Annotated in this window: 22 protein-coding genes; 5 read left to right on the top strand and 17 right to left on the bottom strand. The window is 61.8% G+C overall.

Features of this window, described 5'->3' with window-relative positions:
• Positions 1–92 precede the first annotated feature (92 nt).
• The gene (locus tag IB238_RS11995; RefSeq protein WP_192246481.1) at positions 93–503 is read left to right on the top strand and encodes a cupin domain-containing protein; all 411 of its coding nucleotides are present in this window, start codon (positions 93–95) and stop codon (positions 501–503) included.
• Positions 504–787: 284 nt separating this feature from the next.
• On the opposite strand, the gene IB238_RS11990 is transcribed toward IB238_RS11995, so the two are convergent.
• From IB238_RS11990 to IB238_RS11975, 4 genes are all read right to left on the bottom strand, one after another.
• Positions 788–1,168, bottom strand: a complete 381-nt coding sequence (locus IB238_RS11990) for a hypothetical protein (protein ID WP_192246479.1) — start codon at positions 1,166–1,168, stop codon at positions 788–790.
• Positions 1,168–2,625: a dihydropyrimidinase gene (gene hydA / locus IB238_RS11985; protein WP_192246477.1), complete on the bottom strand. Its 1,458-nt coding sequence runs from the start codon at positions 2,623–2,625 to the stop codon at positions 1,168–1,170. The genes IB238_RS11990 and hydA overlap by 1 nt, the downstream gene beginning before the upstream one ends.
• An 85-nt stretch (positions 2,626–2,710) precedes the next feature.
• Entirely contained in the window at positions 2,711–2,959 is a 249-nt protein-coding gene (locus tag IB238_RS11980) for a hypothetical protein (RefSeq protein WP_210333569.1), read from the bottom strand.
• Positions 2,960–2,988: 29 nt separating this feature from the next.
• Complete coding sequence (locus tag IB238_RS11975; protein WP_192246474.1) at positions 2,989–4,239, bottom strand: Zn-dependent hydrolase; 1,251 nt, start codon at positions 4,237–4,239, stop codon at positions 2,989–2,991.
• A 279-nt stretch (positions 4,240–4,518) separates the two neighbouring features.
• On the opposite strand from IB238_RS11975, the gene IB238_RS11970 reads away from it, so the two are divergent.
• Positions 4,519–5,169 carry a TetR family transcriptional regulator C-terminal domain-containing protein gene (locus IB238_RS11970; RefSeq protein WP_192246472.1) on the top strand — a complete coding sequence of 217 codons (651 nt, stop codon included), beginning with the start codon at positions 4,519–4,521 and terminating at the stop codon, positions 5,167–5,169.
• A gap of 9 nt (positions 5,170–5,178) precedes the next feature.
• Here the strand turns inward: IB238_RS11970 and IB238_RS11965 are convergent, their stop codons facing one another.
• The 4 genes from IB238_RS11965 to IB238_RS11950 form a co-directional block, all read right to left on the bottom strand.
• Positions 5,179–6,600 (bottom strand): GGDEF domain-containing protein, encoded by a 1,422-nt coding sequence (locus IB238_RS11965; RefSeq protein ID WP_192246469.1) that lies wholly within the window; start codon positions 6,598–6,600, stop codon positions 5,179–5,181.
• A 136-nt stretch (positions 6,601–6,736) separates the two neighbouring features.
• Positions 6,737–7,672, bottom strand: a complete 936-nt coding sequence (locus IB238_RS11960; protein WP_348648229.1) for a DMT family transporter — start codon at positions 7,670–7,672, stop codon at positions 6,737–6,739.
• Between the two features lie 104 nt (positions 7,673–7,776).
• Positions 7,777–8,310 carry a rhodanese-like domain-containing protein gene (locus tag IB238_RS11955; protein WP_192246467.1) on the bottom strand — a complete coding sequence of 178 codons (534 nt, stop codon included), beginning with the start codon at positions 8,308–8,310 and terminating at the stop codon, positions 7,777–7,779.
• Positions 8,307–8,615: a metalloregulator ArsR/SmtB family transcription factor gene (locus tag IB238_RS11950; protein WP_246723538.1), complete on the bottom strand. Its 309-nt coding sequence runs from the start codon at positions 8,613–8,615 to the stop codon at positions 8,307–8,309. The genes IB238_RS11955 and IB238_RS11950 overlap by 4 nt, the downstream gene beginning before the upstream one ends.
• Before the next feature lie 76 nt (positions 8,616–8,691).
• On the opposite strand from IB238_RS11950, the gene IB238_RS11945 reads away from it, so the two are divergent.
• Positions 8,692–9,036: a carboxymuconolactone decarboxylase family protein gene (locus tag IB238_RS11945; RefSeq protein WP_192246465.1), complete on the top strand. Its 345-nt coding sequence runs from the start codon at positions 8,692–8,694 to the stop codon at positions 9,034–9,036.
• Between the two features lie 43 nt (positions 9,037–9,079).
• Here IB238_RS11945 and IB238_RS11940 read toward each other — a convergent pair whose 3' ends face one another.
• The 5 genes from IB238_RS11940 to IB238_RS11920 all read right to left on the bottom strand — a co-directional run bounded on the left by IB238_RS11940 (position 9,080) and on the right by IB238_RS11920 (position 13,863).
• On the bottom strand, positions 9,080–10,087 hold the full coding sequence (locus IB238_RS11940) for a hypothetical protein (protein WP_192246463.1): 1,008 nt from the start codon (positions 10,085–10,087) through the stop codon (positions 9,080–9,082).
• The gene (locus IB238_RS11935) at positions 9,996–10,703 is read right to left on the bottom strand and encodes a transcriptional regulator (RefSeq protein ID WP_192246461.1); all 708 of its coding nucleotides are present in this window, start codon (positions 10,701–10,703) and stop codon (positions 9,996–9,998) included. Before IB238_RS11935 ends, IB238_RS11940 begins: the two co-directional genes overlap by 92 nt.
• Before the next feature lie 49 nt (positions 10,704–10,752).
• On the bottom strand, positions 10,753–10,959 hold the full coding sequence (locus IB238_RS11930; RefSeq protein WP_192246459.1) for a hypothetical protein: 207 nt from the start codon (positions 10,957–10,959) through the stop codon (positions 10,753–10,755).
• Between the two features lie 215 nt (positions 10,960–11,174).
• On the bottom strand, positions 11,175–12,488 hold the full coding sequence (preA, locus tag IB238_RS11925; protein WP_192246457.1) for an NAD-dependent dihydropyrimidine dehydrogenase subunit PreA: 1,314 nt from the start codon (positions 12,486–12,488) through the stop codon (positions 11,175–11,177).
• A 13-nt stretch (positions 12,489–12,501) separates the two neighbouring features.
• Positions 12,502–13,863 carry an NAD(P)-dependent oxidoreductase gene (locus tag IB238_RS11920; RefSeq protein ID WP_192246455.1) on the bottom strand — a complete coding sequence of 454 codons (1,362 nt, stop codon included), beginning with the start codon at positions 13,861–13,863 and terminating at the stop codon, positions 12,502–12,504.
• A 256-nt stretch (positions 13,864–14,119) separates the two neighbouring features.
• Here IB238_RS11920 and IB238_RS11915 point away from each other — a divergent pair, with 256 nt between their 5' ends.
• Positions 14,120–15,073 carry a sugar-binding transcriptional regulator gene (locus IB238_RS11915; protein ID WP_192246453.1) on the top strand — a complete coding sequence of 318 codons (954 nt, stop codon included), beginning with the start codon at positions 14,120–14,122 and terminating at the stop codon, positions 15,071–15,073.
• A gap of 50 nt (positions 15,074–15,123) precedes the next feature.
• Here the strand turns inward: IB238_RS11915 and IB238_RS11910 are convergent, their stop codons facing one another.
• From IB238_RS11910 to IB238_RS11895, 4 genes are all read right to left on the bottom strand, one after another.
• The gene (locus IB238_RS11910) at positions 15,124–17,397 is read right to left on the bottom strand and encodes a tetratricopeptide repeat protein (RefSeq protein ID WP_192246451.1); all 2,274 of its coding nucleotides are present in this window, start codon (positions 17,395–17,397) and stop codon (positions 15,124–15,126) included.
• A gap of 25 nt (positions 17,398–17,422) precedes the next feature.
• Positions 17,423–18,436 (bottom strand): HAD family hydrolase, encoded by a 1,014-nt coding sequence (locus tag IB238_RS11905; protein ID WP_192246449.1) that lies wholly within the window; start codon positions 18,434–18,436, stop codon positions 17,423–17,425.
• A 67-nt stretch (positions 18,437–18,503) separates the two neighbouring features.
• Complete coding sequence (locus tag IB238_RS11900; RefSeq protein WP_192246447.1) at positions 18,504–20,171, bottom strand: arylsulfatase; 1,668 nt, start codon at positions 20,169–20,171, stop codon at positions 18,504–18,506.
• 452 nt (positions 20,172–20,623) lie between these two features.
• Positions 20,624–20,824 (bottom strand): hypothetical protein, encoded by a 201-nt coding sequence (locus IB238_RS11895; RefSeq protein WP_246723537.1) that lies wholly within the window; start codon positions 20,822–20,824, stop codon positions 20,624–20,626.
• A gap of 311 nt (positions 20,825–21,135) precedes the next feature.
• Here IB238_RS11895 and IB238_RS11890 point away from each other — a divergent pair, with 311 nt between their 5' ends.
• On the top strand, positions 21,136–22,449 hold the full coding sequence (locus IB238_RS11890) for a sugar ABC transporter substrate-binding protein (protein WP_192246443.1): 1,314 nt from the start codon (positions 21,136–21,138) through the stop codon (positions 22,447–22,449).
• Positions 22,450–22,491: the final 42 nt, after the last annotated feature.

The raw sequence follows: 22,491 nt of genomic DNA, 5'->3' as shown, positions 1-22,491 counted from the left end.
GACTGCATGCCTGTCGGGCGCATTGCAATCGGCATTGTCTTCATGGCTAGATCGGACACGGGACTTCACACTCGATTGTTGGAGGAAGGGCGATGAATACGGGAGAAAAGCCGACCTGCCGCGTCGTCCGCCCGGGCGGGACCTACGATGGCAAGCAGGGACTTTCGTATTTCGAAGGGATTGCCCGCGAGACAGTGGGCTCGGCCGGTATCTGCATGCACCTTCTGACGATCCCACCGGGCGCGCGCGCAAAGGCGCATCTGCACGAGAGCCACGAGACGGCGATCTATGTACTCTCCGGCGAGGCGCACACCTGGTTCGGCGAGCGGCTTCAGGAGCACGTCGTCGTCAAGGCCGGCGAGATGTTCTACATCCCCGCCGGCGTGCCACACCTGCCGGCGAACCTCTCCGACGCGCCATGCTCTGCCGTCATCGCGCGGACAGACCCGCACGAGGAGGAGAGCGTCGTGCCGCTGCCGGAGCTGGATGGGCTGGTGCCCTGACATTCGATTCGTTCGCGTTGCGTCCTTGGCGGGACACCCCCCTCGATCGCTTCGCGACATCTCCCCCTCAAGGGGGGAGATCGGGTGCCGGCGGCACCGCCTGATGCGACTGCTGGCGACGAAGGTGTCTTGCTGAGCCTTTTCGGCGAACCTTGCCCTGCCGAGCCGGTTATGTGTGGCAGCCCAAATGTCTGACGTCCGCGCCTGCCGCTTACGATCTCCTCTCTTGAGGGGGAGGTGTCCGGCAGGACAGAGGGGGGGAGCTGCGAACGCCAAAGTCAGGTTCATGGACATCTCTCAACCGGACCCCACACGGTGCCGTCGGTGAAGGTGACGAGGTAGCCGCTTCCGGCGCGCGAGAGCGTGAGCTTCTCCTCCCGGCCGACTTCTTCGCCTTCCTCGTGACAGAGCCCACCGATCTGGTAGCGCCCGTCGATTGCGGGGGAAACCTTTACGAAATCACAGCTGCTCGCGTAGGCGGTGACCGCGGTCTCCGACAGCGCAAGCAGGCCGTCCGATGTGATTTCACCAGTCTTCAGAAACGCGCAGCCCTCTGCATTGCCGAAGCTGCCGCCGAGCGGCACGCCTTCGGCGGCGCAAAGCCGGGCCGGCAAGGCAAGTGCCATGCCGAACGCCGCAATGCCGTTGGACCGGAAAAGTGCCATCAGACCCCGCTTGCCGGAATGCCGCTGCGCTGGATCTTGCGCGGTGCCGTCACTTCCTTCCAGGTCGACAGCGCCGTGCTGACCGCCGGGAACGGATCGCGGCGGACGAACTCGCCGTGGCCTTGCTGCGTCTTGACGGTCGCCTCCTCGATGGCGACCACACCGCGCGTCAGGGTGAAGCGCGGCAGGCCGACGACTTCCTTGCCTTCAAAGACGTTGTAGTCGATCGCGGATTGCTGGGTCTTGGCCGTGATCGTTTTCTTCCGTCTCGGATCCCAGACGACGATGTCGGCATCGGCGCCGACGAGGATCGCGCCCTTCTTCGGATAGATGTTGAGGATCTTGGCGATGTTGGTCGAGGTCACGGCGACGAATTCGTTCATGGTGATCCGGCCGGTGTTGACGCCATGCGTCCAGAGCATCGGCATCCGGTCCTCGAGCCCGCCGGTGCCGTTCGGGATCTTGGTGAAGTCGCCGACGCCGGTGCGTTTCTGCGCGGTGGTGAAGGCGCAATGGTCGGTTGCAACGACCTGCAGCGAACCGGAAGCGAGACCGGCCCATAGTGAATCTTGGTGCAGCTTGTTGCGGAACGGCGGCGACATTACCCGGCGGGCGGCGTGATCCCAGTCGGGATTGGCGTATTCGCTCTCATCGAGCGTCAGATGTTGGATCAGCGGTTCGCCGAAGACGCGCACGCCCTTGGCGCGGGCGCGGCGGATTGCTTCATGCGCCTGCTCGCAGGAGGTGTGGACGATATAGACGGGCGATCCCGCCATGTCGGCGATCATGATCGCGCGGTTGGTGGCCTCGCCCTCGACTTCGGCCGGACGGGAATAGGCGTGCGCCTCGGGGCCGTTGTTGCCCTCGGCGAGCAGCTTCGCCTGCATCTGCGCCACCACGTCGCCGTTCTCGGCATGCACAAGCGGCAGTGCGCCGAGCGCTGCGCAGCGCTGGAACGACGAGAACATCTCGTCGTCGTCGACCATCAGCGCACCCTTATAGGCCATGAAGTGTTTGAAGGTGTTGATTCCCTTGTCCTTGACGATGGTCTCCATCTCGTTGAAGACCTGCTCGCTCCACCAGGTGATTGCCATGTGGAAGGAATAGTCGCAGTTGGCCCGCGTCGACTTGTTGTCCCACATCTGCAGCGCTTCGAGCATCGACTGGCCGGGCGAGGGGAGGGCGAAATCGACCACCATCGTCGTGCCGCCGGCGAGCGCCGCGCGCGTGCCGCTTTCAAAATCGTCGGAGGAATAGGTGCCCATGAAGGGCATTTCGAGATGGGTGTGCGGGTCGATGCCGCCGGGCATGACATAGCAGCCGGCTGCGTCCAGGACCTCGTCGCCGGAAAGGTTCGGGCCGATCGCGACGATCTTGCCGCCGTCGATCTTGACATCCGCCTTGTAGGTCAGGTCGGCGGTGACGATGGTTCCACCCTTGATAACTGTACTCGCCATTTCAGGTTCCCTTTACTTATGTCTTGAAACTTGAGCGTCAGTCGATGATGTGGGTCGCGCCCGTCCTCTTCGGGCGCAGTGTCTCCTATGGCTTGAACTCCGTAGCTGTTCGCGGTGCGGCCGCGAGCTGTGCGTCAAGCGACTGACGATAGCGGATGCAGCCGCGCATGAATTGCGGCCACTCTGGAACGGTGATGCTCGCTGTTGTTTGGTCGGGCAGCAGGCTCCACAGGTCGGGATGATGCCAGCAGAGGTCGTGGCTCGAGGCGTCGCGATGGGCGCGGATTGCCGCGCGCATCGCCTTCGCTGCGGCAAGCAGTTCCGCTTGGGTCATCGTTTCCAGATCGTGGTCCGGATCCCGTTTCACTCCACGATCCCCGCCGTTTCGATTACCGCGTGGAACAGCACGTCCGCGCCGGCGGACGCCCATTCCTTCGAAATGTCCTCGGCCTCGTTGTGCGACAGGCCGCCGACGCAGGGGCACATGATCATCGTCGTGGGGGCAACCTTGGCGGCCCAGCAGGCATCATGGCCGGCGCCGGAGATGATGTTCATGTGGCTGTAGCCGAGGTCTTTGGCTGCTTTGCGCACAGCCGAGACGAGCTTCGGGTCGAAGGTGACGGGGTCGAAATGGCCGACCGCCTCGACGGAACAGCCGACGCCCAGCGCCTCGCAGATCTTTGCCGCTTCCGCCTCGATCGTCGCCCGCATGCCGTCGAGCTTCGCCTGGTCCGGCGAGCGGATGTCGACGGTGAAGACGACCTTGCCGGGAAGCACGTTGCGCGAGTTGGGCGAGAAGAACACCTGGCCGACGCCGCCAACGCAGCCCGGCTGGTTCTTCATCGCCACGCCCTGCACCATCTCGATGATGCGCGACATGGCGAGACCGGCGTTGACGCGCATGTTCATTGGGGTCGAGCCGGTATGCGCCTCGCGACCTGTCAGCGTGAATTCCAGCCACCACAGGCCCTGACAGTGCGTGACGACGCCGATCTGCTTTTCCTCGGCCTCGAGGATCGGCCCCTGCTCGATGTGGTATTCGAAGTAGGCGTGCATCTTGCGCGCCCCGACCTCTTCGTCGCCGACCCAGCCGATGCGCTTGAGCTCGTCGCCGAATGTCTTGCCCTCGGGGTCCTTGCGCGAATAGGCGTAATCCAGCGTCAATGCGCCGGCGAAAACGCCGGAGGCGACCATGGCGGGGGCAAAGCGCGCGCCTTCCTCGTTCGTCCAGTTGGTAACGACGATCGGGTGCTTCGTCTTGATGCCGAGGTCGTTCATCGACCGGATAACCTCAAGGCCGGAAAGCACGCCGAGCACGCCGTCATACTTGCCGCCGGTCGGTTGGGTGTCGAGGTGCGAGCCGATGTAGACCGGCAGCGCATCTGGATCGGTGCCGGGGCGGGTAGCAAACATGGTGCCCATCTTGTCGACGGACATGCTCATGCCGGCCGCGTCACACCAGCCCTTGAAGAGGCTGCGGCCCTCAGCGTCCGCGTCGGTCAGGGTCTGGCGATTGTTACCGCCGGCAACGCCGGGGCCGATCTTCGCCATTTCCATGAGACTATCCCACAGGCGGTCGGCATTGACGCGCATGTTTTCGCCGGGTGCGGCCATGTCACTAGCTCCCAATATTTGCGAGCGGTTCCTTGCAAAACCGCCTATATGTTCCCGCCGGGCAATGGGGCGCGATTTGTTTTTGTGCGCCTTCCGAACAGCCGTTGCGTTTGTTTTGCAACTGGCCGATAATTTGACCGGTTGGTAAACATTACAGCTTCCATTGCGTCACTCAAGTCGAAAAAGCGAAAAGCGATGGCCTTCGCTCAGAAAAATGGCAGCGGGCTAAACTGGTGATTTTGACGGCACTTTTCCACTCGGGCGAAGGCTAGAGCACAGATGGTTCCACCGAGAGCGGCCAAGACTCAACGGCGCACGCGCATCCAGGAGGAGAAAGAAGAGCGGATCCTGGAAGCCGCGCTGGAAGTGTTCTCGCTGCACGGTTATCGCGGGGCAACGGTGGACCAGATCGCCGAGGTTGCCGGCATGTCGAAGCCGAACCTGCTCTATTACTTCCGCACCAAGGAAGCCATGCACCGCGCCCTGATCACGCGGGTGCTCGACACCTGGCTCGATCCGCTCCGCGAGTTCGATGCGGCCGGCAATCCGGTGGCCGAAATCCGCAGCTACATTCGCCGCAAGCTTGAAATGGCGCGTGACTTTCCACGCGAAAGCCGGCTTTTCGCCAATGAGGTGCTGCAGGGCGCGCCGAACATCGAGGACGAGTTGAAAGGGCCGCTGAAGGCGCTGGTTGACGAGAAGGCGGCTGTGATCCGCGCCTGGGCCAAGGCCGGCAAGATCGCAAAATGCGACCCCTACCACCTGATTTTTTCGATCTGGTCCACGACCCAGCATTACGCCGACTTCGACGTGCAGGTGCGAGCCGTTTTGGGGCAGGACCAGGCAGGCGATGGCCGCTTCGAAGATGCCGCCCGCTTTCTCGAGCAACTTTTTATCGGCGGGCTTGAGGTGCGGGATCAGGCTTCCTGAAAAACAACCTCATTCGGCGGCGATAATCCGGTTGCGGCCTTCGGCCTTTGCCCGATAGAGCGCGGCATCGGCACGCGCAAACAGCGCGTCCAATGTGGAGTGATTACCCTTGGTCCGAATCGCGAGACCACCGCTCACGGTTATCGAAACGAGCCGGCCGTTGCCGACATCCACTGGCAGTTTTTCCACCGTCCGACGAATGTGCTCGGCAATCTCCTCTGCCTCTTCGCGCGTGGTGCGTGGAAAGTAGACGGCAAATTCTTCTCCGCCCAGACGGCCGAACAGATCCTCCTTGCGCAACGCTTGCCTAACCGAACCCGCGAAGGCAACGAGTGCGGCATCGCCAGCCGCATGACCGTATCGATCGTTGACGGACTTGAACAGGTCCACATCCAGCATCAGAAAGGCCGCGGTGCCGGGGCCAGCAGTCTCCAGCAGGCGCTCGCTTCGCTCCACGAATGTGCTGCGCGTAAGCGCGCGCGTCAGTGCATCGTGATCGACCGAGTCCTGCAGGCGCGTCAGGAGTTCGTTGCGCGTGGCGTTGACGCTGGCGACCGCGAGAGGAGCCAGCGCTATCAGGGCGAGCGCCAGCCGGATCGATTTTCCCCAGGTGAGCAGGTCGATGTCTGCGGGCGGTGTGGCGAAGGATCCGGTGACGATCACCATGCCCCACATGCTGAAGACGAGCGTGAGGATGGCGGTGGTGAACAACGAGTAGCTGACGGCGCACCAAAGAAGCGCGGGAACCGGAAAGGCAAACGAGCCCGGCCCCTCCATCAGGCTGCCAATGAGGATGGAGGCGGCAAGTGCTGCAGCCGGCATCACATTGCGTGTTCCCTCTGTCGTGGCGAAGGCCGGCCAGGGCCAGCCGATGTCGCGCAACTGCGGTGCTGTCAGCATGACTGGCAAGACGACGATGGCGTTGGCCAGTTCCGTGCTGAACCAGTACTCCAGACCCGTCGAAAAATCGCGTTCGAACACCACACTCGCTGCACCGGCACCGACAAAGGCGCCCACGGCTGCGGCACAGCAGCAGACGGCGAAGAGGAGCATGATCGATTGCGGCCAGCGCAGGCGTTGATGATCTTCGGGTAGCCGCCGGAAGAAGAGGTAGCCGGTGGCAGCCTCGGCCACGTTGGCAATGGTCATCCACAGGGTCAGGCCGAGGGATCCCCCGGTGAGGAGATCGGCAGCGACGTAGCCAGCGAAGGCGCCGGTCCAACCGCTGATGGAGGCGAGGTGAGGGCTGCGGATCATCATGCCAAGGAGCACGGCGTTGGCGGGCCAGAACGCAGCCAACAAGCCCAGCGGGCGGGTTGTGATGCCGAATAACGCTACGCAGAAGATGACGCCGGCAACCAGAAGTGCATCGCGTGGAGCGTGCGCCCAGTTTGTCGGCAGGCCTGATACGGGCCGGCTGTCGTCAGTCATTTCGTGTCCCCGTGGATCTTGCGTCCCACCTGCCCCGCGAAGGGGCAGGCGGGCGAGGTCTCCTTTGGCACCCTGGCTATGAACTTTTACTGAACAGCGGTTGGGTGCGACGTTCGTTCGCAGCCGGTGCGTGTCGTCAGTCCGGCAAGCGTGCCATGGCCGCAAGGCCACAGGCGGTCAAAAACGCGCCGGCGAAAACGGCCGCAGGCGGCCAGCCGTGGCCGAGCAGACCTTCGAGAATGATGATGAAGCTGGGCGTCAAATAGCCGTATCCCAACACCTTCGGTGCCGGGAGCCGCATGGAGGCGTATTGCAGGAGCAGGAAGGTCAGCGCTGTCGTGACGATGGCCAGATAGGCAACGGCGAGATAGACGGTCAGCGGCAGGGCGGAAAAATCGGTTGCCACAAGTTCGCGCGCGCCAAACGGTAACAGGCAAAGGGCAGAAGCGACCGTGACCCAGAATCCGAAAGCGACCGCGTTTTCGCCCCGGCCGAACTTGCGGATCAGCGGTACATAGGCTGCATGCGCAGCGACACCGGCGAAGAAGATCATCTCGCCGCGACCAATATCGAAGGAGAGGATCGCCTCGATACTGCCGCGAAAGATGACCCAGACCGCGCCAACGGCAGCGATAACCAAGGCGACCAGCACGCCCGAGCGGGTTCGCTGGCCGAGGAAAAGAAGTGCGAAGCCGGCGCTGAGCAGCGGCATCAGTGTGAACACCGCGCCGGTCGAGACAGGATCAGTGAACTCCAGCGCGATGAACATCGTCAACATGTAGAACGCGATCAGCCCGCCGAGGATCAGAAACCGCCAGTACTCTTTTGGAAACTCCAGTGGTGCGCGGAAAACCCCGAAGGCGAGGGCGGCCATGACCAGCACTGTCAAAAGATAGCGCCAGAGCATCAGAGGGGCGGCATCCATGTGCTGTGCTGCCAGTCCGCCGAACGAGAAAGAGCCGGCGATCAGGGCGGAAAAGAGCAGCATCGCAAGGTGGCCGAAAAGCCGCTCCCGGCTTGCGGATTGCAGGCTGGAAGCAGCCTTGCTGGCGTGCTGCGTCGTTTGGTCCACGAGGTGCTCTCCGTTTGCGCGAAACTTTGCCGGCTTAGCATGGAGAGGTGCCTATCGTCAGGGGGCATATTTGAGGGCTACCAACCGCACCCTCGGAATGCGCCTCAGGCGCTCCTGTTCCATGGCATGCGTGAAAGCATCATGGCCAGGCCGCACCAGCCTGTGATGCCGGCGAATGCCAGCATGAATCCGAAGAAACCGGCAAGTGCAAAGCCGGGCGTCCAGCCTGAAAAGCCGGCGATGACCGCAGCAAGGATGAAGGTGCCGACCGTCATCTGCACCTGGCGCGCGATTGACGGTGTCGCCTTGCCCTGGTTTGCCGTGCCGACAACGGGGAGGCCTGCCGCCTTCCAACCGTTGATGCCGCCTTCGAGGTTATAGATGATGTACTCACCGCGCTCTTTCGCCAACTGGCAGGCCTTCTGGCTTCGGCCGCCCATCTGGCACTGGAAGATAACCTTTCGCCCTGCCGGAATCTGCAATTTTGCAAGTTGTGCGCCGAGAGCGCTGAGCGGCAGTGATGCGGCACTTGCGATATGTTCGGCGCGGAACTCGTCCGGCTCGCGCACGTCGATGAGAACGGCGTCGCCGGAGGCAATCCATTCGGCTGCCTTGCTGGCTCCGATGCTGTTGGTCATGTGGGGTCCTTTTCGCAGAAATACCGGTAGAGAACGGCCATGATTTCCATCACTGCCGGATGGTCGATGAAGTAGTAGAGGGTGCGGTGCTCGCGCCGGAAGTCGACGATCTTTTCTTCCTTCAGCTTTGCCAGGTGCTGCGACATCGAGGTCTGGGCGATCCCCGTATCCCCCATCAGGGCTCCGACGCTGCTTTCTCCCTTCGATAGGGCGCAGAGGATGAGCAGCCGATGCGGACTGGCCAGGCCCTTCAGAAAGTCGGCGACTTCGCTCGACTTCTCAGGCATCCGGTCGCTGAAATCCATTGGGGCGGTCCTTTTACAATTTATATTTTCATGATATCACGCAATTATGAAATGTAAAGCGGCAGGGAGAATGACCGTGACCAAGGACTATCGTGACATCACCCGCGACATCTCGGCCTACATGGCGGAAATGCGCAAGCTTACGCCGGATGCGATGCAGGGATTCAGCGCTATGGCGAAGGCGGCAACCGCCGACGGCGTGCTCTACAAGAAAACCAAAGAACTGATCGCGCTGGCCATCGGCGTGACGCAGCGCTGCGATGGTTGCATTGGCTTCCATGCCAAGGCGCTCAAGGGATTGGGCGCAACGCGCGAGGAGATTGCGGAAGTGATGGCCATGTGCGTCTACATGGGCGGCGGGCCGGCCTTGATGTATGCGGCCGATGCGCTGCGGGCCTGGGACCAGTTCTCGGAGGAATGATCGCCGCACCGCAGGCGAGCGCCGCGCGCAAGGCAGGCGCTCGCTACGGTTCCTTGTGAATCGAGGAATGCGGACGGTTCGAGGCGGACACGACATCGCGGGAAAAGCAGTCCAGCGCCAGCCGCACGCCGCGCAAGACATGCTCGATGTCCTCGTTCCGCTCGAATTCCAGCCGCGTCTTGACTGCATCCTCGATCGGCAGACCGGGCTTGACTGTAAGGACCTGCCGAATCTGGGCGGCGGCTTTATCGTGCATGCCCGTCATCGCGTAGCAGGCTGCAAGGCGTATGTTGTGAAGGATGCCACATTGAGGGATGCTGACCAGTTCCTCGGCCGCTTTCCGGTATTCTCCGGTCGCGTAAAGCAGAATTGACCGGTCATAGTGATACCATTGCGGGTGGATGGGATTGAGGCGCGCGGCGCGTTCCATCCACTCCCATGCTTCGCTGGCGCGTCCGCGCATCGTCAGCAGATAACCCATCTGCGCCAGCGTGTCGGCGTCGTAGGGATTGAGGTCCAGCGAGCGGTGCAGGTGCTGCTCGGCCGCCGCATGCTCCCGGAAGCAGAGAAGGACCACTGCCATGATGCGATGGCATCGGGCCTCTTCGGGGGCTAGCGTGAGCGCCGTCTGCACCCGGTTCCGGCATGCGATAATGATATCACGCGGTGCGGCACCGTAGCCGTTGATGATGAGCTCCGCCAGTGCGAGATAGGCATGGGCGAGGCCGTATCGCTCGTCGAGTTCGATGGCACGGAGGAAATGTACGCGGGCGCGATCGTTCACGCCCTCTCCATAACTGCGCAACAGCGCAATGCCGCGCGTCAGATGCTCGAAGGCGTCGATATTCTCCGGTGCCGATGCGGCCGGGCGGTGCAGGACCGCCCCCTCGATGTTCGCCACAAGCCTCGAAATGATGCGGTAGGCAATGGTTTCGTTCAGCGCGAAAAGGTCGTTGCCGTCACCGGAAAACATCTCGCCCCAGAGGCGATGCCCGTCGTGCGCCTCGTTCAAGGACGCAACGATGGTCAGGCGCGAGCCGAGCCTGCGCACTGATCCTTCCACCACGAAATCGACGCCAAGCGCCTTGCCGATCGCTTCGCCTGTGGCCGGCTCGCTGCGGTAGGCGAAGGCGGAATTTCGGGCGATCACCGCAACGGTCTTGAAGCGCGCCAATCCGTTTGTGAATCTCTTCCACGATGCCGTCGATGAAGAGTGCGTCCTCCGGATTGTCACCCGTATTACTGAAAGGCAGCACGGCGACCGTCGGTTCGGGCGGGCGATGCAGAGCCGCGTCCTGCTCGGGTGCTTGGGCGGATGCCCGAGGCGATGCGGCAGGCGGGCGCCCGGTGGCGTCGGGAAGGGTCAGGACATAGCCGCGCCGCGTGACCGTCCGAAGTAGTTGCTGCGCCTCGTCGCCCAAAGCCTTTCGGGCGTCGCGGATGCACTGCGTCAGGGAATCCTCGGTCACCGACACGTCCGGCCAGATGGCGTCAAGCAGCGCGTTCTTTGAAAGGACCTTGCCGCGATGGTGCGCCAGATGGGAAAGCAGCAGAAAGGTCTTGGCGCGGATGGCGACCGGCGCGCCCGAGCGCACCAGCGTGCCGCAATCGAGATCCAGCACGCAGTCGCCGATGTGGAACAGCCGTTGATCGCCACTCTCGTCCACCGATGGAGTCCTCGCGGAACACCACCTCCATCGGAACCCCGGGCGGGCATCAAGTCAAGCGCGGGACAGTGCCAAAAGTGAACATTTCGCGCCAGTACCAGGCAGTGTGCGGTGGCATCGACGGAGCAGGGGCATCTCCGGTGTCGCTGGACAGCATGTCGAGCAGATAGCCCATCTCGCTGCCGGGATAGGCAGTAATGCCAGAGCCGATCAGTTCGATCAGTTCATCCCGGCGTTCGTGGCGTTGCGTCATCATGGCCACTTCCTCCATCGGAAAGGGAAGTGTGGCCTTCTAGGGGCAGAAAATCTGGAAGGGTTTCTGAAATTTCGCTGAAATCTTACGCGCTACAGGGCGGCGAGAGACGGCTTGGCCGGAAGCAACTGCCAGCGCCTACAGGAAAGCGTTCAGCGCCTCAGTCGGGCATCCCGGCCCCACCACGAGGGTAGGGCCGGGGACATTGGCGGGACAAACTATTCCGCGGCCTGACGGGCCATCGGGTTGTTCGGGTGGGTCGTCCAGTTGGCATAGTTCGGATCGACCGGCTTGCCGGTGCGCTGGTCAAGCACGCCCGCCGCCAGCGGCACCATGGTGATGCAGTTGTCGACCGGGCAGACGTTGACGCAGAGATTGCAGCCGACGCACTCGTCTTCCATCACTTCGAAATGCCTGATGCCGTCAACCATGGAGGTGATCGCCTGGTGCGAGGTGTCCTCGCAGGCGATGTGACAGCGGCCGCACTTGATGCAGGCGTCCTGATCAATATGCGCCTTGGCAACGTAGTTCAGGTTCAGGTACTGCCAGTCGGAGACATTTGGCACGGCGCGGCCGCTGATGTCATCCAGGGTCTTGTGCCCCTTGGAATCCATCCAGTCGGAGAGGCCAGTGATCATCTCCTCGACGATCTTGAACCCATAGGTCATCGCCGCGGTGCAGACCTGCACGTTGCCGGCACCGAGTGCCAGGAACTCGGCCGCATCGCGCCAGGTGGTCACCCCGCCGATGCCGGATATCGGCAGGCCGTAGGTTTCCGGATCGCGAGCGATCTCTGCCACCATGTTCAGCGCGATCGGCTTGACCGCCGGGCCGCAATAGCCGCCATGGCTTCCCTTGCCGTCGATCGAGGGCTCGGGCGAGAATGTGTCGAGATTGACCGAAGTGATCGAGTTGATCGTGTTGATCAGCGACACCGCGTCAGTGCCGCCGGCCTTGGCGGCGCGGGCCGGCTTGCGGACGTCGGTGATGTTCGGCGTCAGCTTCGTTATCACCGGCATGCGCGTGTACTGCTTGCACCAGCGTACCACCATCTCGATGTATTCCGGCACCTGGCCGACCGCGGACCCCATGCCGCGCTCGGACATGCCGTGCGGACAGCCGAAGTTGAGCTCGATGCCGTCAGCGCCGGTTTCTTCGACGAGCGGCAGGATGGCCTTCCATGCCTCTTCCTGGCAGGGCACCATGATCGAGGCGATCAGCGCCCGGTCCGGCCAGTTCATCTTCACCTGCTTCATCTCCTGCAGGTTGATCTGCAGTGGGCGGTCGGTGATGAGCTCGATGTTATTGAGGCCGAGGAGCCGGCGGTCGGCGCCCCAGATGGCGCCATAGCGCGGGCCGTTGACGTTGACGACCGGCGGTCCTTCCTCGCCGAGTGTCTTCCAGACGACGCCGCCCCAGCCCGCCTTGAAGGCGCGCTCGACATTGTAGGCCTTGTCAGTCGGCGGGGCAGAGGCCAGCCAGAAGGGGTTCGGGGATTTGATGCCGACGAAGTTGTTGCGGAGATCAGCCATGGTTCGTTCTCCCTCAGGCGACGGCAACGGAAGGATGCGCCGCTCCGGCAAGCATCCGGTTGATGGAGTCGGCCGCATCGCGGCCTTGAGCAACCGAGGTGACGGTCAGGTCCTCGCCGGCCTTGACACAGTCGCCACCGGCCCAGACACGGGCCACGGAGGTTCTGCCCTCGGCATCGACGGCGATGCGCCCGCCGTCAAGCTGCAGGTTGCTGACACCGATAGGATCAAACGTCTGGCCGATCGCCTTGAAGATCTGGTCGGCGGCCAAAATGCCGGACTCGCCGGTGCCGACAAGCTTGCCGTCCCGCATTTCGGTATATTCGACCTCGATGCCGGCGACGTGGCCGTCCTTGCCGATCACTTTCTTCGGCTGCAGCCAGTGGCGGATCATAACGCCCTTCGAGGTGGCGAGGTCCTGCTCGAATTCCGAAGCGTTCATCTGCTCCTTGCCGCGGCGATAGCAGATGGTCACCTCTTCGGCGCCGAGCAGCTTTGCCTGGACGCCGGCATCGATCGCCGTCATGCCGCCGCCGATGACAACAACGCGGCGGCCGATGGCGATGTCGGCCTTGTTCTCGACCTGCCGCAGAGCGGCAATGAAGTCCACCGCATCTTCTACGCCTGCGAGTTGCTCGCCTTCGGCCTTCAGCGCATTAACACCCGCGAGGCCCATGCCGAGGAAAACGGCGTCGAAATTGTCGGTGAGTTCGCCGAGCGTGAAGTCACGACCGAGCATCTGCCCATTGCGCACCTCGATGCCGCCAATCGCAAGCACATAGTCGACCTCGCGCTGCGCGATGTCGTCGGTCGCCTTGTAGGTGGCGATCCCGTATTCGTTCAGGCCTCCTGACTTTACGCGGGCGTCGAAGATGACGACGTCATGACCATTCATTGCAAGCCGGTGGGCGCAGGCAAGGCCGGCCGGGCCGGCGCCGATGACGGCGACGCGGCGGCCTGTACGGGCGGCGCGCTCGTAGAACTGGATATCCCGCTCCATGGCGGTATCGGTGGCGTAACGCTGGAGGCGGCCGATCTCGACAGGGCGTTCCTCGGCCGTGTTGCGCACGCAGGCCTGTTCGCACAGCGTTTCGGTGGGACAGACCCGGGCGCACATGCCGCCGAGGATGTTTTGGTCGAAGATGGTCTTGGCAGAGCCGACCGGATTGCCGGTGGAGATCTGGCGGATGAACATTGGAATGTCGATGGAGGTCGGACAGGCCGTCATGCACGGCGCGTCGTAGCAGAAGTAGCAGCGGTCCGCCTCCACCAGCGCCTCATGGTGATCCAGCGGTGGGTGCAGGTCGGAGAAATTCGTCTCATAGTCGCCCGGCGAAAGCCTGCCGCCATGAATCCCAGATGCGCTTGTTCCCATTGTTATCTCCCATTCGTGTGGGCTTTGGATGGTGAAACGGTAACACGCTTTATTTTTTTATCAAACGGTAAAAGTTTGGATTGAAATGCCGGATTTTCAGGCGTTTGAGCCTGTAAAATCATGACTTAAAATGTCATAAATTCGGTTTTATTAGTTGCTGCGATGCAAACTTTTGATTGCGGTGCAGCGACGGCGGCGGATTTGACAGCGCTGCTGAAATGGTGTCAGCAAATCGGGATCAGGTTTGAGGCGGACCATGGCAAGGCGATCCGAAACAGGCGGCAGGCTGGACGACGCGGCAAGGGCCGGATGGCTCTACTATGTCGCCGGCCGCACCCAGGATGAGATTGCAAGCGCCATGGGTATTTCGCGGCAGTCCGCCCAGCGGCTTGTCTCGCTTGCTGTTGCCGAACGCTTGATCAAGGTGCGGCTCGACCATCCGATTGCCGAGTGTCTCGAACTCGCCCAGCGGCTGAAGCAACGCTTCGATCTGCGTTACGTCGACGTGGTGCCGACCGACCCTGCCTCGACCTCGACCACCGTTGGTATTGCGGAAGCCGGGGCTGCGGAAATCGAACGCTGGCTGAAGCGGCCAGATCCGATCGTGCTTGCCGTCGGCACCGGGCGTACGCTGAAGGCTGCGATCGATCAGTTGCCGGCGATGGAGTGTCCGCAGCATCGCATCATGTCGCTGACGGGTAACATCGGCCCGGACGGCTCGGCTGCCTACTACAACGTCATCTTCAGCATGGCGGATGCGGTCAAGGCGCGACATTTTCCGATGCCGCTGCCGGTTCTCGTTTCATCGGCCGAAGAGCGGGACCTGCTGCACAGGCAGAGCCTCGTGCAATCGACGCTGAAACTCGGCGAGGAGGCGGACGTCGTCTTCGTCGGCATCGGCGAACTCGGTCCCGATGCGCCGCTTTGCGAGGACGGATTTCTGACACGAGACGAGATGGAACGGCTTGTCGAGGAGGGGGCAGCGGGCGAGATCTGCGGTTGGTTGTTCGACCGTGAAGGCACCCTGCTTGCCGGCAGTATCAATGAGCGTGTCGCCTCGGCACCACTCCCCTCGCGCGAAAAGGCAACTGTCATCGGTCTTGCCAAGGGGCAGCGCAAGTATCTCGCGATCCTCTCGGCACTGAAGGGCCGGATGATCAACGGCCTGATCACCGACGAGGCGACGGCGCGATACCTGCTGGCGGCGTAAGGGCAGGGCGGCGCACCTCGATAAACCAGCGGCAGCGTCGTGGACAAAATTTACTTGCTGTGTTCGACAACGCTGCGGAGTTTCGACAATAGCGCCGTGATTTCGGGATTGTCTGGTTGCTGCCGCGCCAGTTGTTCGGTGTATCGCAACGCCTCGCCAAGGCGTCCGAGTTTCAGTCCGAGCCCGATTGCGGTGGAGAGAAGGTCGGGGTCGCGGGTCTGATCGGTGATGGCCGCGTCCACCAGCGAAAGCGCTTGCTCCGTTCGGCCGGTCGAATCGAGGGCAATCGCAAGGGTCGTCCTGTAGCGAGCGTTGTTGCCGTCGAGTTGGACAGCGGCTTCAAGTTCGCGGATGGCATCCGGGATCGCCTTCAGGCGCACAAGAGCCAGTGCATGGCCGTAACGCAGTTCAGCATTGTCTGGGACCTCCTCAAGCGCTGACTTATAGGCAAGTTCCGATTTGTCGTTCTGCCCCCCAATGCGATAGAACTCCGCAAGATTGACGCGCGAGCCGACGAGTGTCGGATCAAGTGCGATCGCCCTGAGCAGCGTCTTCTCGGCTTGATCCATGGCGCCTTGGCTTGCGAGAAGCAGGCCATACCTGCCCTGCGCCTCGGCAACATCGGAATTGGCCTCCGCATATGCCTTGAAGTCGTCGACCGCCAGATTGAATGCCTTGCGCTTATCCCCCAGCAGTTCGGCCTGAACGCTCGCAAGCGCATCTGCCGCTGCCACGCGTATGGCCCGAACCTCGTCCCGGAGCAGAACATCTATTGCTTGTATCCTGAGGTCGAGAGGGAGGCTGGCTGCTGCTTCCGCTGCCCCCAGACGGACGATTGCATCGTCATCCCCCGCGGCAGCCTTGACATCATCCGCCGCCGTGCCGCCGCCGATCCTGGCCATCTCGGCAACGGCACTTGCCCGGACGAAACCGGACTGTTCCCGGTCGTTCAAAAACGAGCGTAACGCTTCAATCGAATTCTGCTCGCCTCTCGCCGCGGCGGCGAATGCGTGGGCCGTCGTCTGACGTTTTCTCCAGCCGATACCGTACCACGCGTCCATTTTCTCGGCGGCCCAGGCGTTCGTCTTGCCCTCGTGGCATGAGGTGCATCCGTTCGGGACACCATAGGCTTCCGAGAGGTCGGGACGCGGGATCACGAATGAATGGTCGCGCCGCGGATCGACTTTCATATAGGTGCGCTGGGGCATGTGGCAATTGATGCATTGCGCTCCGGCCGATCCCGCGGGGTGCCGCGTGTGTGCGACCGTGTCGAACGCGCCCGACGGATCAAAGCTCTCGAAACGATCGGACTTCGCTTCGGTGTGGCATTGCGTGCAAAGACCGTTCCCTGCGACGCGCAGCGTGCCCTCGTGTGGCTGGTGACAATCCATGCAGACGACGCCAGCCTGGGACATCTTGCTCTGCAGAAAAGAGCCGTACTCGAAGACCTCGTCGAGGATCTGCCCATCCGGAAAGTACAAGTCGCGGCGCATCAGGGCGGGAGAGAAATGGTCGAGGTACGAAGGGCCCGCTGCGAATCCGTCACGGAGCTTGATCCGCCGCGAGTGGCAGGAAAAGCAGGTGTCCATCGTCGGTTTCGGCATCCCGGTATCGGACTGGCTCTTGGTTGGGCTGGCGCTTATGGCCCAGTTCACGTGACGGACACCGCCGCCATGACAGGACTGACATCCGATGCTCGTTGAAACAAAGGAGGAACGGTATGTGCCGGATTCAGCCCGGAAATTCGTACGGGGATCGGTCGAATGACAGTCGATGCAGGTTCGGTTCCAGCGGTAGAATGGACCGGTCCAATGAAAGGTCGATCCCGGCTTGGATGGTCTTCCTTCGCCGAGCCAGAACCATTGCTGTTTGGCTGTGTCCCAACCGATGTCGAGCGCCTGCAGCTTCCCACCGCCGATATCGATCAGGTATTGTTGCAGCGGTTCGTAGCCAAACGTGTATTTGACTTCGAAGTCCGCCGGATTTCCGTCCGGACCCTCGGTGCGGACGAAGTAGCGGTTGTCTCTTGTAAAGAACTTCGCCGAGACGCCGTCCTGTTCGAAGCTGGAACCGTCGAAATTTGCCCGGACCGTCGTGTCGTTCGCAACGGCCATCGCTTTGGCATGGTGGGATTTTGCGAACGCGGCCGCCTGCTCGGCGTGGCACGAGGCGCACATTGCTTCGTCAACATACCCGTCGTGGCGAGCGACCAGCGGGTCGTGTTCGGCCGCTCGGTTTTCTGCTGCCGCGGTCGTGGCAAGGGTAACAACCAAGAGGGCAGCGGCGGCAAGGGCACGTCCCAACCTGGAAAACAATGCTCTCACCACCCGGATGCTGCGTGTCCTGGCTTCACTTAGCAGGGAATATTTCCTTCCAATCGGCCTTCATGTCAACGACCGTCCAGCCATTGTCCGGGGCAATGTCGAGTGCTTGATCCAGACGGCCGAACTCGGTGTCGCGATCATAGGCATATTCGCGCTCCGCGTCTGTATGGTGAACGAGCAAGCCGAAGCGGGGCGTCGAGCCGCCGAGTGTTGTCCACTGCAGCATCTGGAGATCGCCGTCCGAATTGCCGAAGGCCGCGATGGGGCGACGGCCGATCGCCGCGTTGATGCCGACGGGTTTACCTGTCTTGTCGTCGATGAAGTTCACCTCCGGCAGGCGGAGCAGAACGGGTACGCCGTCGCGCATCTTGAACTCGGTCTTGATCGACGAGCCGATCACCTGCTCAGGCGGCACGCCGTACACCTCCTCGGTCCACGGCCGCATGAACTCGACACCGCCACCGGACACGATGAAGGTCTTGAAGCCGTTCGCCCTCAGGTAGGCGAGCAGTTCCAGCATCGGCTGATAGACAAGCTCGGTATAGGGGCGCTTGAAGCGCGGGTCGCGCGCGGTGGCAATCCAGTCCGTGACGATCTGCTGGAACTGATAGACGGTCATTCCGGCGTGCGTCGTCATGATGAGTTCGACCAGTCCTTTCTCACCGGCCGCCGCCAACGCCTTCATGTCACCGTCCAGTACCGCCTTGAACGGTTGCTGGTCCTTCCATTCCGGATGCTCCGGGGCGAGCACCTTCACCCGATCGAGCGCAAAGGCCAGTTGCGTGTACATTGGATGCTCGACCCAGAGCGTGCCGTCATTGTCGAAGACGGCGATGCGCTCGGGTTCGGGAACAAAGCCGGGCGTATTCTCCTTCGTCACGCGCTCAACGAATGCGACGATGGCCTTCTTGGGGGCTGTGTCGTTCCACGATGGCAGCGGATCGGGCTGTGCTTGCGCCGCGGTTGCGGCAATCAGGAACGCGACGACGCCCATCGCCGCATTGCGAGCGGCCCTGAACAAACTTTGAATGGCAATCATAGGGTACTCCTTCCCCCGGTGGACAGGTCAGTGGTCCCGAGCTTCGTCGGGGCTACTGTTCTCCAGCTCAATTTCCTGTCGGCATCGCCACGCTGACGCCTTCCTTCTCCAGTTGCTCTCGCACCCATTGGAAGCGCTGGTAGTTTGTCAGGGTCACAGGTCCGGAATAGGACTCGCTCTGCAGTTTCCTCGGGGGGTATTCGACATAGGTCTTCATCAGCTTGTTGATGGCGTCGCTGATCGTCACCATCGTCCAGGTCCGTTCGGTATAGTTGTTCATGAAGATGTCGTATCGCTCCTGCGGATCCTGCCAGAGGTCGAAGACCTGCGGGACCGTCGCCACATAGGACTCGGCACCTTTCCATCCGAGGTTGGAATCCACCGCGAGGCCCCCTGTCGGCTGGCCGTCGTCGCCGCGAAGGTTGAACACGGCCTTGTAGTTTCCGACGCGTGCAGCACCCGGTGTGAGTTCGTTCTCCGTGAAGTAGAACCATTCCTTGCGGGGGGATGGACCGGAGCCCGTCAGGACGGGCGTCATGTCATAGCTGTCGAAGATAATCGGCTTGTCTTCGCGATCCTTGTCGGGAAGCGGAACGCCGCCGACGGAGGCGAAGGTTGCCATGAGGTCGAGGCCGCCGAGGACTTCGTGGTTCTTTGTGTCGGGCTTGATCTTGCCAGGCCAGACGGCGATGGCCGGAACCCGATTGCCGCCCTCGCGCACGGTGCCCTTGGTGCCGCGGAAGGGCGTATAGCCGGCATCCGGATAAACGTCCTGCCAGGCGCCATTGTCGGTCGTGTAGAAGACAAGCGTGTTCCGGTCCATGCCGGTTTCGCGCAACTTGTCCATGATCCGGCCGATGCGCGTATCCAATTCGACCACCGAGTCTGCATATTTGCTCTTCGACAGCGATTTGTGCTCAAACTCCGGCGCCGGCATGTTGGGCTGGTGAACCTTCATGAAGTTAACGTTGATGTAGAACGGTTCGTCCGGCGTCTTGGCCGCGGTATCGAGGAATTCGAGCGCAGCCTTCTCGACATAACCGTCGAAGAAGGGGATGCCGACGACGCCCTCCTTGCCGTCGATCACCGGCGTATCGACGTACTGGCCGTTGATTTTGAAATCTTCAGTGACCGGCCCGCCGGCATTGCCTGATAGGGCCCCCTTGGTCACCTTCTGGAACATTGCCCTGAGCGCCGGATCCATGTCCGGGAACCAGGTCGGGTCGCCGTAGGTATAGGCATTGAGGTGATAAAGACCGGCGTACTTCATCACGTCGTAGCCCTGCGCGTTCGGCAACGCATAGTCCGCCTCGCCCAGATGCCATTTGCCGGTGAAATACGTATGGTAGCCGCCGCGCTTAAGCACCGAGGCGAGCGTCCATTCCGCTGCCGGCAGCCCACCGCCTTGTCCCTGGAAAGCGACCGTCGTCATGCCGCTGCGGTTGGGTATGCGTCCGGTTTGCATGGCCGCACGTCCCGGGGTGCAACTTGGCTGGGCATAGAACGAAAAGAACGTCATGCCGTCCTGTGCCAACCTGTCGATGTTGGGCGTCGGCATCCCGCGTCCCTCGCCACCGCCGTAGGGGCCGAGATCGCCGTATCCCGTGTCGTCGGATACGATGAAGAGAATATTGGGTTTTCGTGATTGCTGGGCCTGGGCCTCGAAAGAACCAGCCCAGAAAAAGGAAGCAACAGTAGCTGCAACGAGACTGCACATGCCAATCTTCTGCTTCATCTAAAATCTCCTACAATGAAGCCTACGGGAGATGTCTGGCTCACGTGGCGGGCGACCCGCCAACACTATCTGCCTTCATTCCACCTTCGGATTTGCTGTGACGGCGTGGTCTGTATGTCCCGTTTGTTCTCCTTCTGCTGTTTGCTTTGGGTGGAAGGGAAAGACGCAATCCAGCTTCCTGCCTTGGTCCATGCTGTGGCTGTAATCGAGACGTTTTTGTTGTTTTGGGAATCGTGGGGCTGTCGCACCGGAAGCGCATCCAATGCGCTGGAAGTCGCATGGTGCGGGCAATATTGCACAAAGCTTGGCTCGCTTCCAGATTGAAAGCTATCGAGTGGCTTCGCAACTGATCGCTGTCAGTTGCTCGAATTGGCGGCGAAGCTGTGTTCGGGATTGTTGCAATTCAGGATTGCGCAGCCGCCTTGGGCGCGGTGCTTCTCCCGGCCAAATTGTCATTCGGCCCGCTTGAACGTCCATTTCACGACATAGGCGCCGTTGCGTCGCTTGACCTTGGTCTTGGTCTTGACCGTGACAGATCCACCCAGCGCCGCCTCGGCGTTCTCGAATGCCTGCCGGGCCTCGGCCATGGCCTCGTGATAGGCGCTGTTGTCCCGTTTGGGACTTTCCGCCATCGCCTTGAGAAGGGCGATCATCTCCGGTGTCTCCTGGGCCATCAAGTGATCGTGCTCCGTCGCGGCGTTTATCGGGATTACCCGATGCGGATTAACGATTGTTCCAATACACCAACAGGCGCGGCATGCTCAATCGACGCTGCTGCGCGGAGCCTCTCGGCGCATCCGCGTGGTTTTGAGCCGATATTAATGCGCAAATTATCGTTAGATATCAATCGGCGGTCGCTTCCTTTCGGCGGTGCAGCAAAGAATGGGCGTTGACATTTCACGCAATTAGACGAGTAATTGCTCATGAGCGAAGCAAATGCTCATTTCGCTTCTGGGAGGAACCGATGAAATTGAAGACACTTCTGCTGGGCGCATGCTCGGCCGTTGTCCTGTGCGGAATTGCCAATGCGGAGACGCTTACGATCGCCACCGTGAACAACGGTGACATGATCCGCATGCAAAAGCTGACGGACGACTTCACCTCCAAAAATCCGGATATCCAGCTCGAGTGGGTCACACTTGAGGAGAACGTTCTCCGCCAGCGCGTGACGACCGACATCGCCACCAAGGGCGGCCAGTACGACATCCTGACGATTGGAACCTACGAGGTGCCGATCTGGGCCAAGCAGGGCTGGCTGCTGCCTCTCGACAATCTCGGCGCCGACTACGACGTCAACGACCTCTTGCCGGCGATCCGGTCCGGCCTGACCGGCGAGGATGGCAAGCTCTACGCAGCGCCGTTCTATGGCGAAAGCTCGATGGTAATGTACCGCAAGGACCTCTTCGAGAAGGCCGGGCTGACGATGCCCGATGCGCCGACCTGGGAGTTCATCGCCGATGCGGCCCGCAAGATTACCGACAAGGACAAGGAGATCTACGGCATCTGCCTGCGCGGCAAGGCCGGCTGGGGTGAGAACATGGCCTTCCTGACGGCGACGGCGAACGCCTTCGGCGCGCGCTGGTTCGACGAGAACTGGAAGCCGCAGTTTGACCAGCCGGAATGGAAGAACGCGCTCGACTTCTACGTCAAGCTGATGAACGACGCCGGACCTCCGGGCGCCTCCTCGAACGGCTTCAACGAAAACCTGGCGCTGTTCCAGACCGGAAAATGCGGCATGTGGATCGACGCCACGGTTGCCGCTTCCTTCGTGACCGACCCAAAGGCATCGACGGTCGCCGACAAGGTCGGCTTCGCGCTGGCTCCAGATACCGGACTCGGCAAGCGCGGCAACTGGCTGTGGGCCTGGAATCTCGCGATTCCGGCCGGCACGCAGAAGCAGGCGGCCGCCGAGAAGTTCGTCGCCTGGGCGACCGGCAAGGACTACCTGAAGCTGGTGGCCGAGAAGGATGGCTGGGCCAATGTGCCTCCGGGCACGCGCACCTCGCTCTACGAGAACCCGGAATACCAGAAAGCGGCGCCTTTCGCGAAGATGACGCTCGACAGCATCAACGCGGCTGACCCGAAGAACCCGGCCGTCAAGCCGGTGCCCTATGTCGGCGTGCAATTCGTGGCGATCCCGGAATTCCAGGGTCTCGGCACGGCCGTCGGCCAGCAATTCTCGGCAGCGCTTGCCGGGCAGATGAGCGTCGATGATGCGCTTGCCGCGGCCCAGCAACTGACGACGCGCGAAATGACCAAGGCTGGTTATATCAAGTAGGGCTCCCAAGGCCTGGCGCATGCGACATTTGTCGGTGCGCCG

Origin of the sequence: Rhizobium sp. ARZ01 (assembly GCF_014851675.1) — a bacterium.
GTDB lineage: Bacteria > Pseudomonadota > Alphaproteobacteria > Rhizobiales > Rhizobiaceae > Mycoplana.
Note: the sequence above shows the minus strand (reverse complement) of the source record. Positions and strands in the feature narration are given on the sequence as shown.

Excerpts from the sequence above, each read along its gene's own strand:
- IB238_RS11905 (WP_192246449.1), bottom strand. The coding sequence starts at position 18,436 with ATGATTGCCATTCAAAGTTTGTTCAGGGCCGCTCGCAATGCGGCGATG.
- IB238_RS11975 (WP_192246474.1), bottom strand. The coding sequence starts at position 4,239 with ATGGCCGCACCCGGCGAAAACATGCGCGTCAATGCCGACCGCCTGTGG.
- hydA (WP_192246477.1), bottom strand. The coding sequence starts at position 2,625 with ATGGCGAGTACAGTTATCAAGGGTGGAACCATCGTCACCGCCGACCTG.
- IB238_RS11950 (WP_246723538.1), bottom strand. The coding sequence starts at position 8,615 with ATGGATTTCAGCGACCGGATGCCTGAGAAGTCGAGCGAAGTCGCCGAC.
- IB238_RS11970 (WP_192246472.1), top strand. The coding sequence starts at position 4,519 with ATGGTTCCACCGAGAGCGGCCAAGACTCAACGGCGCACGCGCATCCAG.
- IB238_RS11890 (WP_192246443.1), top strand. The coding sequence starts at position 21,136 with ATGAAATTGAAGACACTTCTGCTGGGCGCATGCTCGGCCGTTGTCCTG.
- IB238_RS11990 (WP_192246479.1), bottom strand. The coding sequence starts at position 1,168 with ATGGCACTTTTCCGGTCCAACGGCATTGCGGCGTTCGGCATGGCACTT.
- IB238_RS11980 (WP_210333569.1), bottom strand. The coding sequence starts at position 2,959 with ATGACCCAAGCGGAACTGCTTGCCGCAGCGAAGGCGATGCGCGCGGCA.
- IB238_RS11895 (WP_246723537.1), bottom strand. The coding sequence starts at position 20,824 with ATGATCGCCCTTCTCAAGGCGATGGCGGAAAGTCCCAAACGGGACAAC.
- IB238_RS11930 (WP_192246459.1), bottom strand. The coding sequence starts at position 10,959 with ATGATGACGCAACGCCACGAACGCCGGGATGAACTGATCGAACTGATC.
- IB238_RS11900 (WP_192246447.1), bottom strand. The coding sequence starts at position 20,171 with ATGAAGCAGAAGATTGGCATGTGCAGTCTCGTTGCAGCTACTGTTGCT.
- IB238_RS11955 (WP_192246467.1), bottom strand. The coding sequence starts at position 8,310 with ATGACCAACAGCATCGGAGCCAGCAAGGCAGCCGAATGGATTGCCTCC.
- IB238_RS11915 (WP_192246453.1), top strand. The coding sequence starts at position 14,120 with ATGGCAAGGCGATCCGAAACAGGCGGCAGGCTGGACGACGCGGCAAGG.
- IB238_RS11965 (WP_192246469.1), bottom strand. The coding sequence starts at position 6,600 with ATGACTGACGACAGCCGGCCCGTATCAGGCCTGCCGACAAACTGGGCG.
- preA (WP_192246457.1), bottom strand. The coding sequence starts at position 12,488 with ATGGCTGATCTCCGCAACAACTTCGTCGGCATCAAATCCCCGAACCCC.
- IB238_RS11920 (WP_192246455.1), bottom strand. The coding sequence starts at position 13,863 with ATGGGAACAAGCGCATCTGGGATTCATGGCGGCAGGCTTTCGCCGGGC.
- IB238_RS11995 (WP_192246481.1), top strand. The coding sequence starts at position 93 with ATGAATACGGGAGAAAAGCCGACCTGCCGCGTCGTCCGCCCGGGCGGG.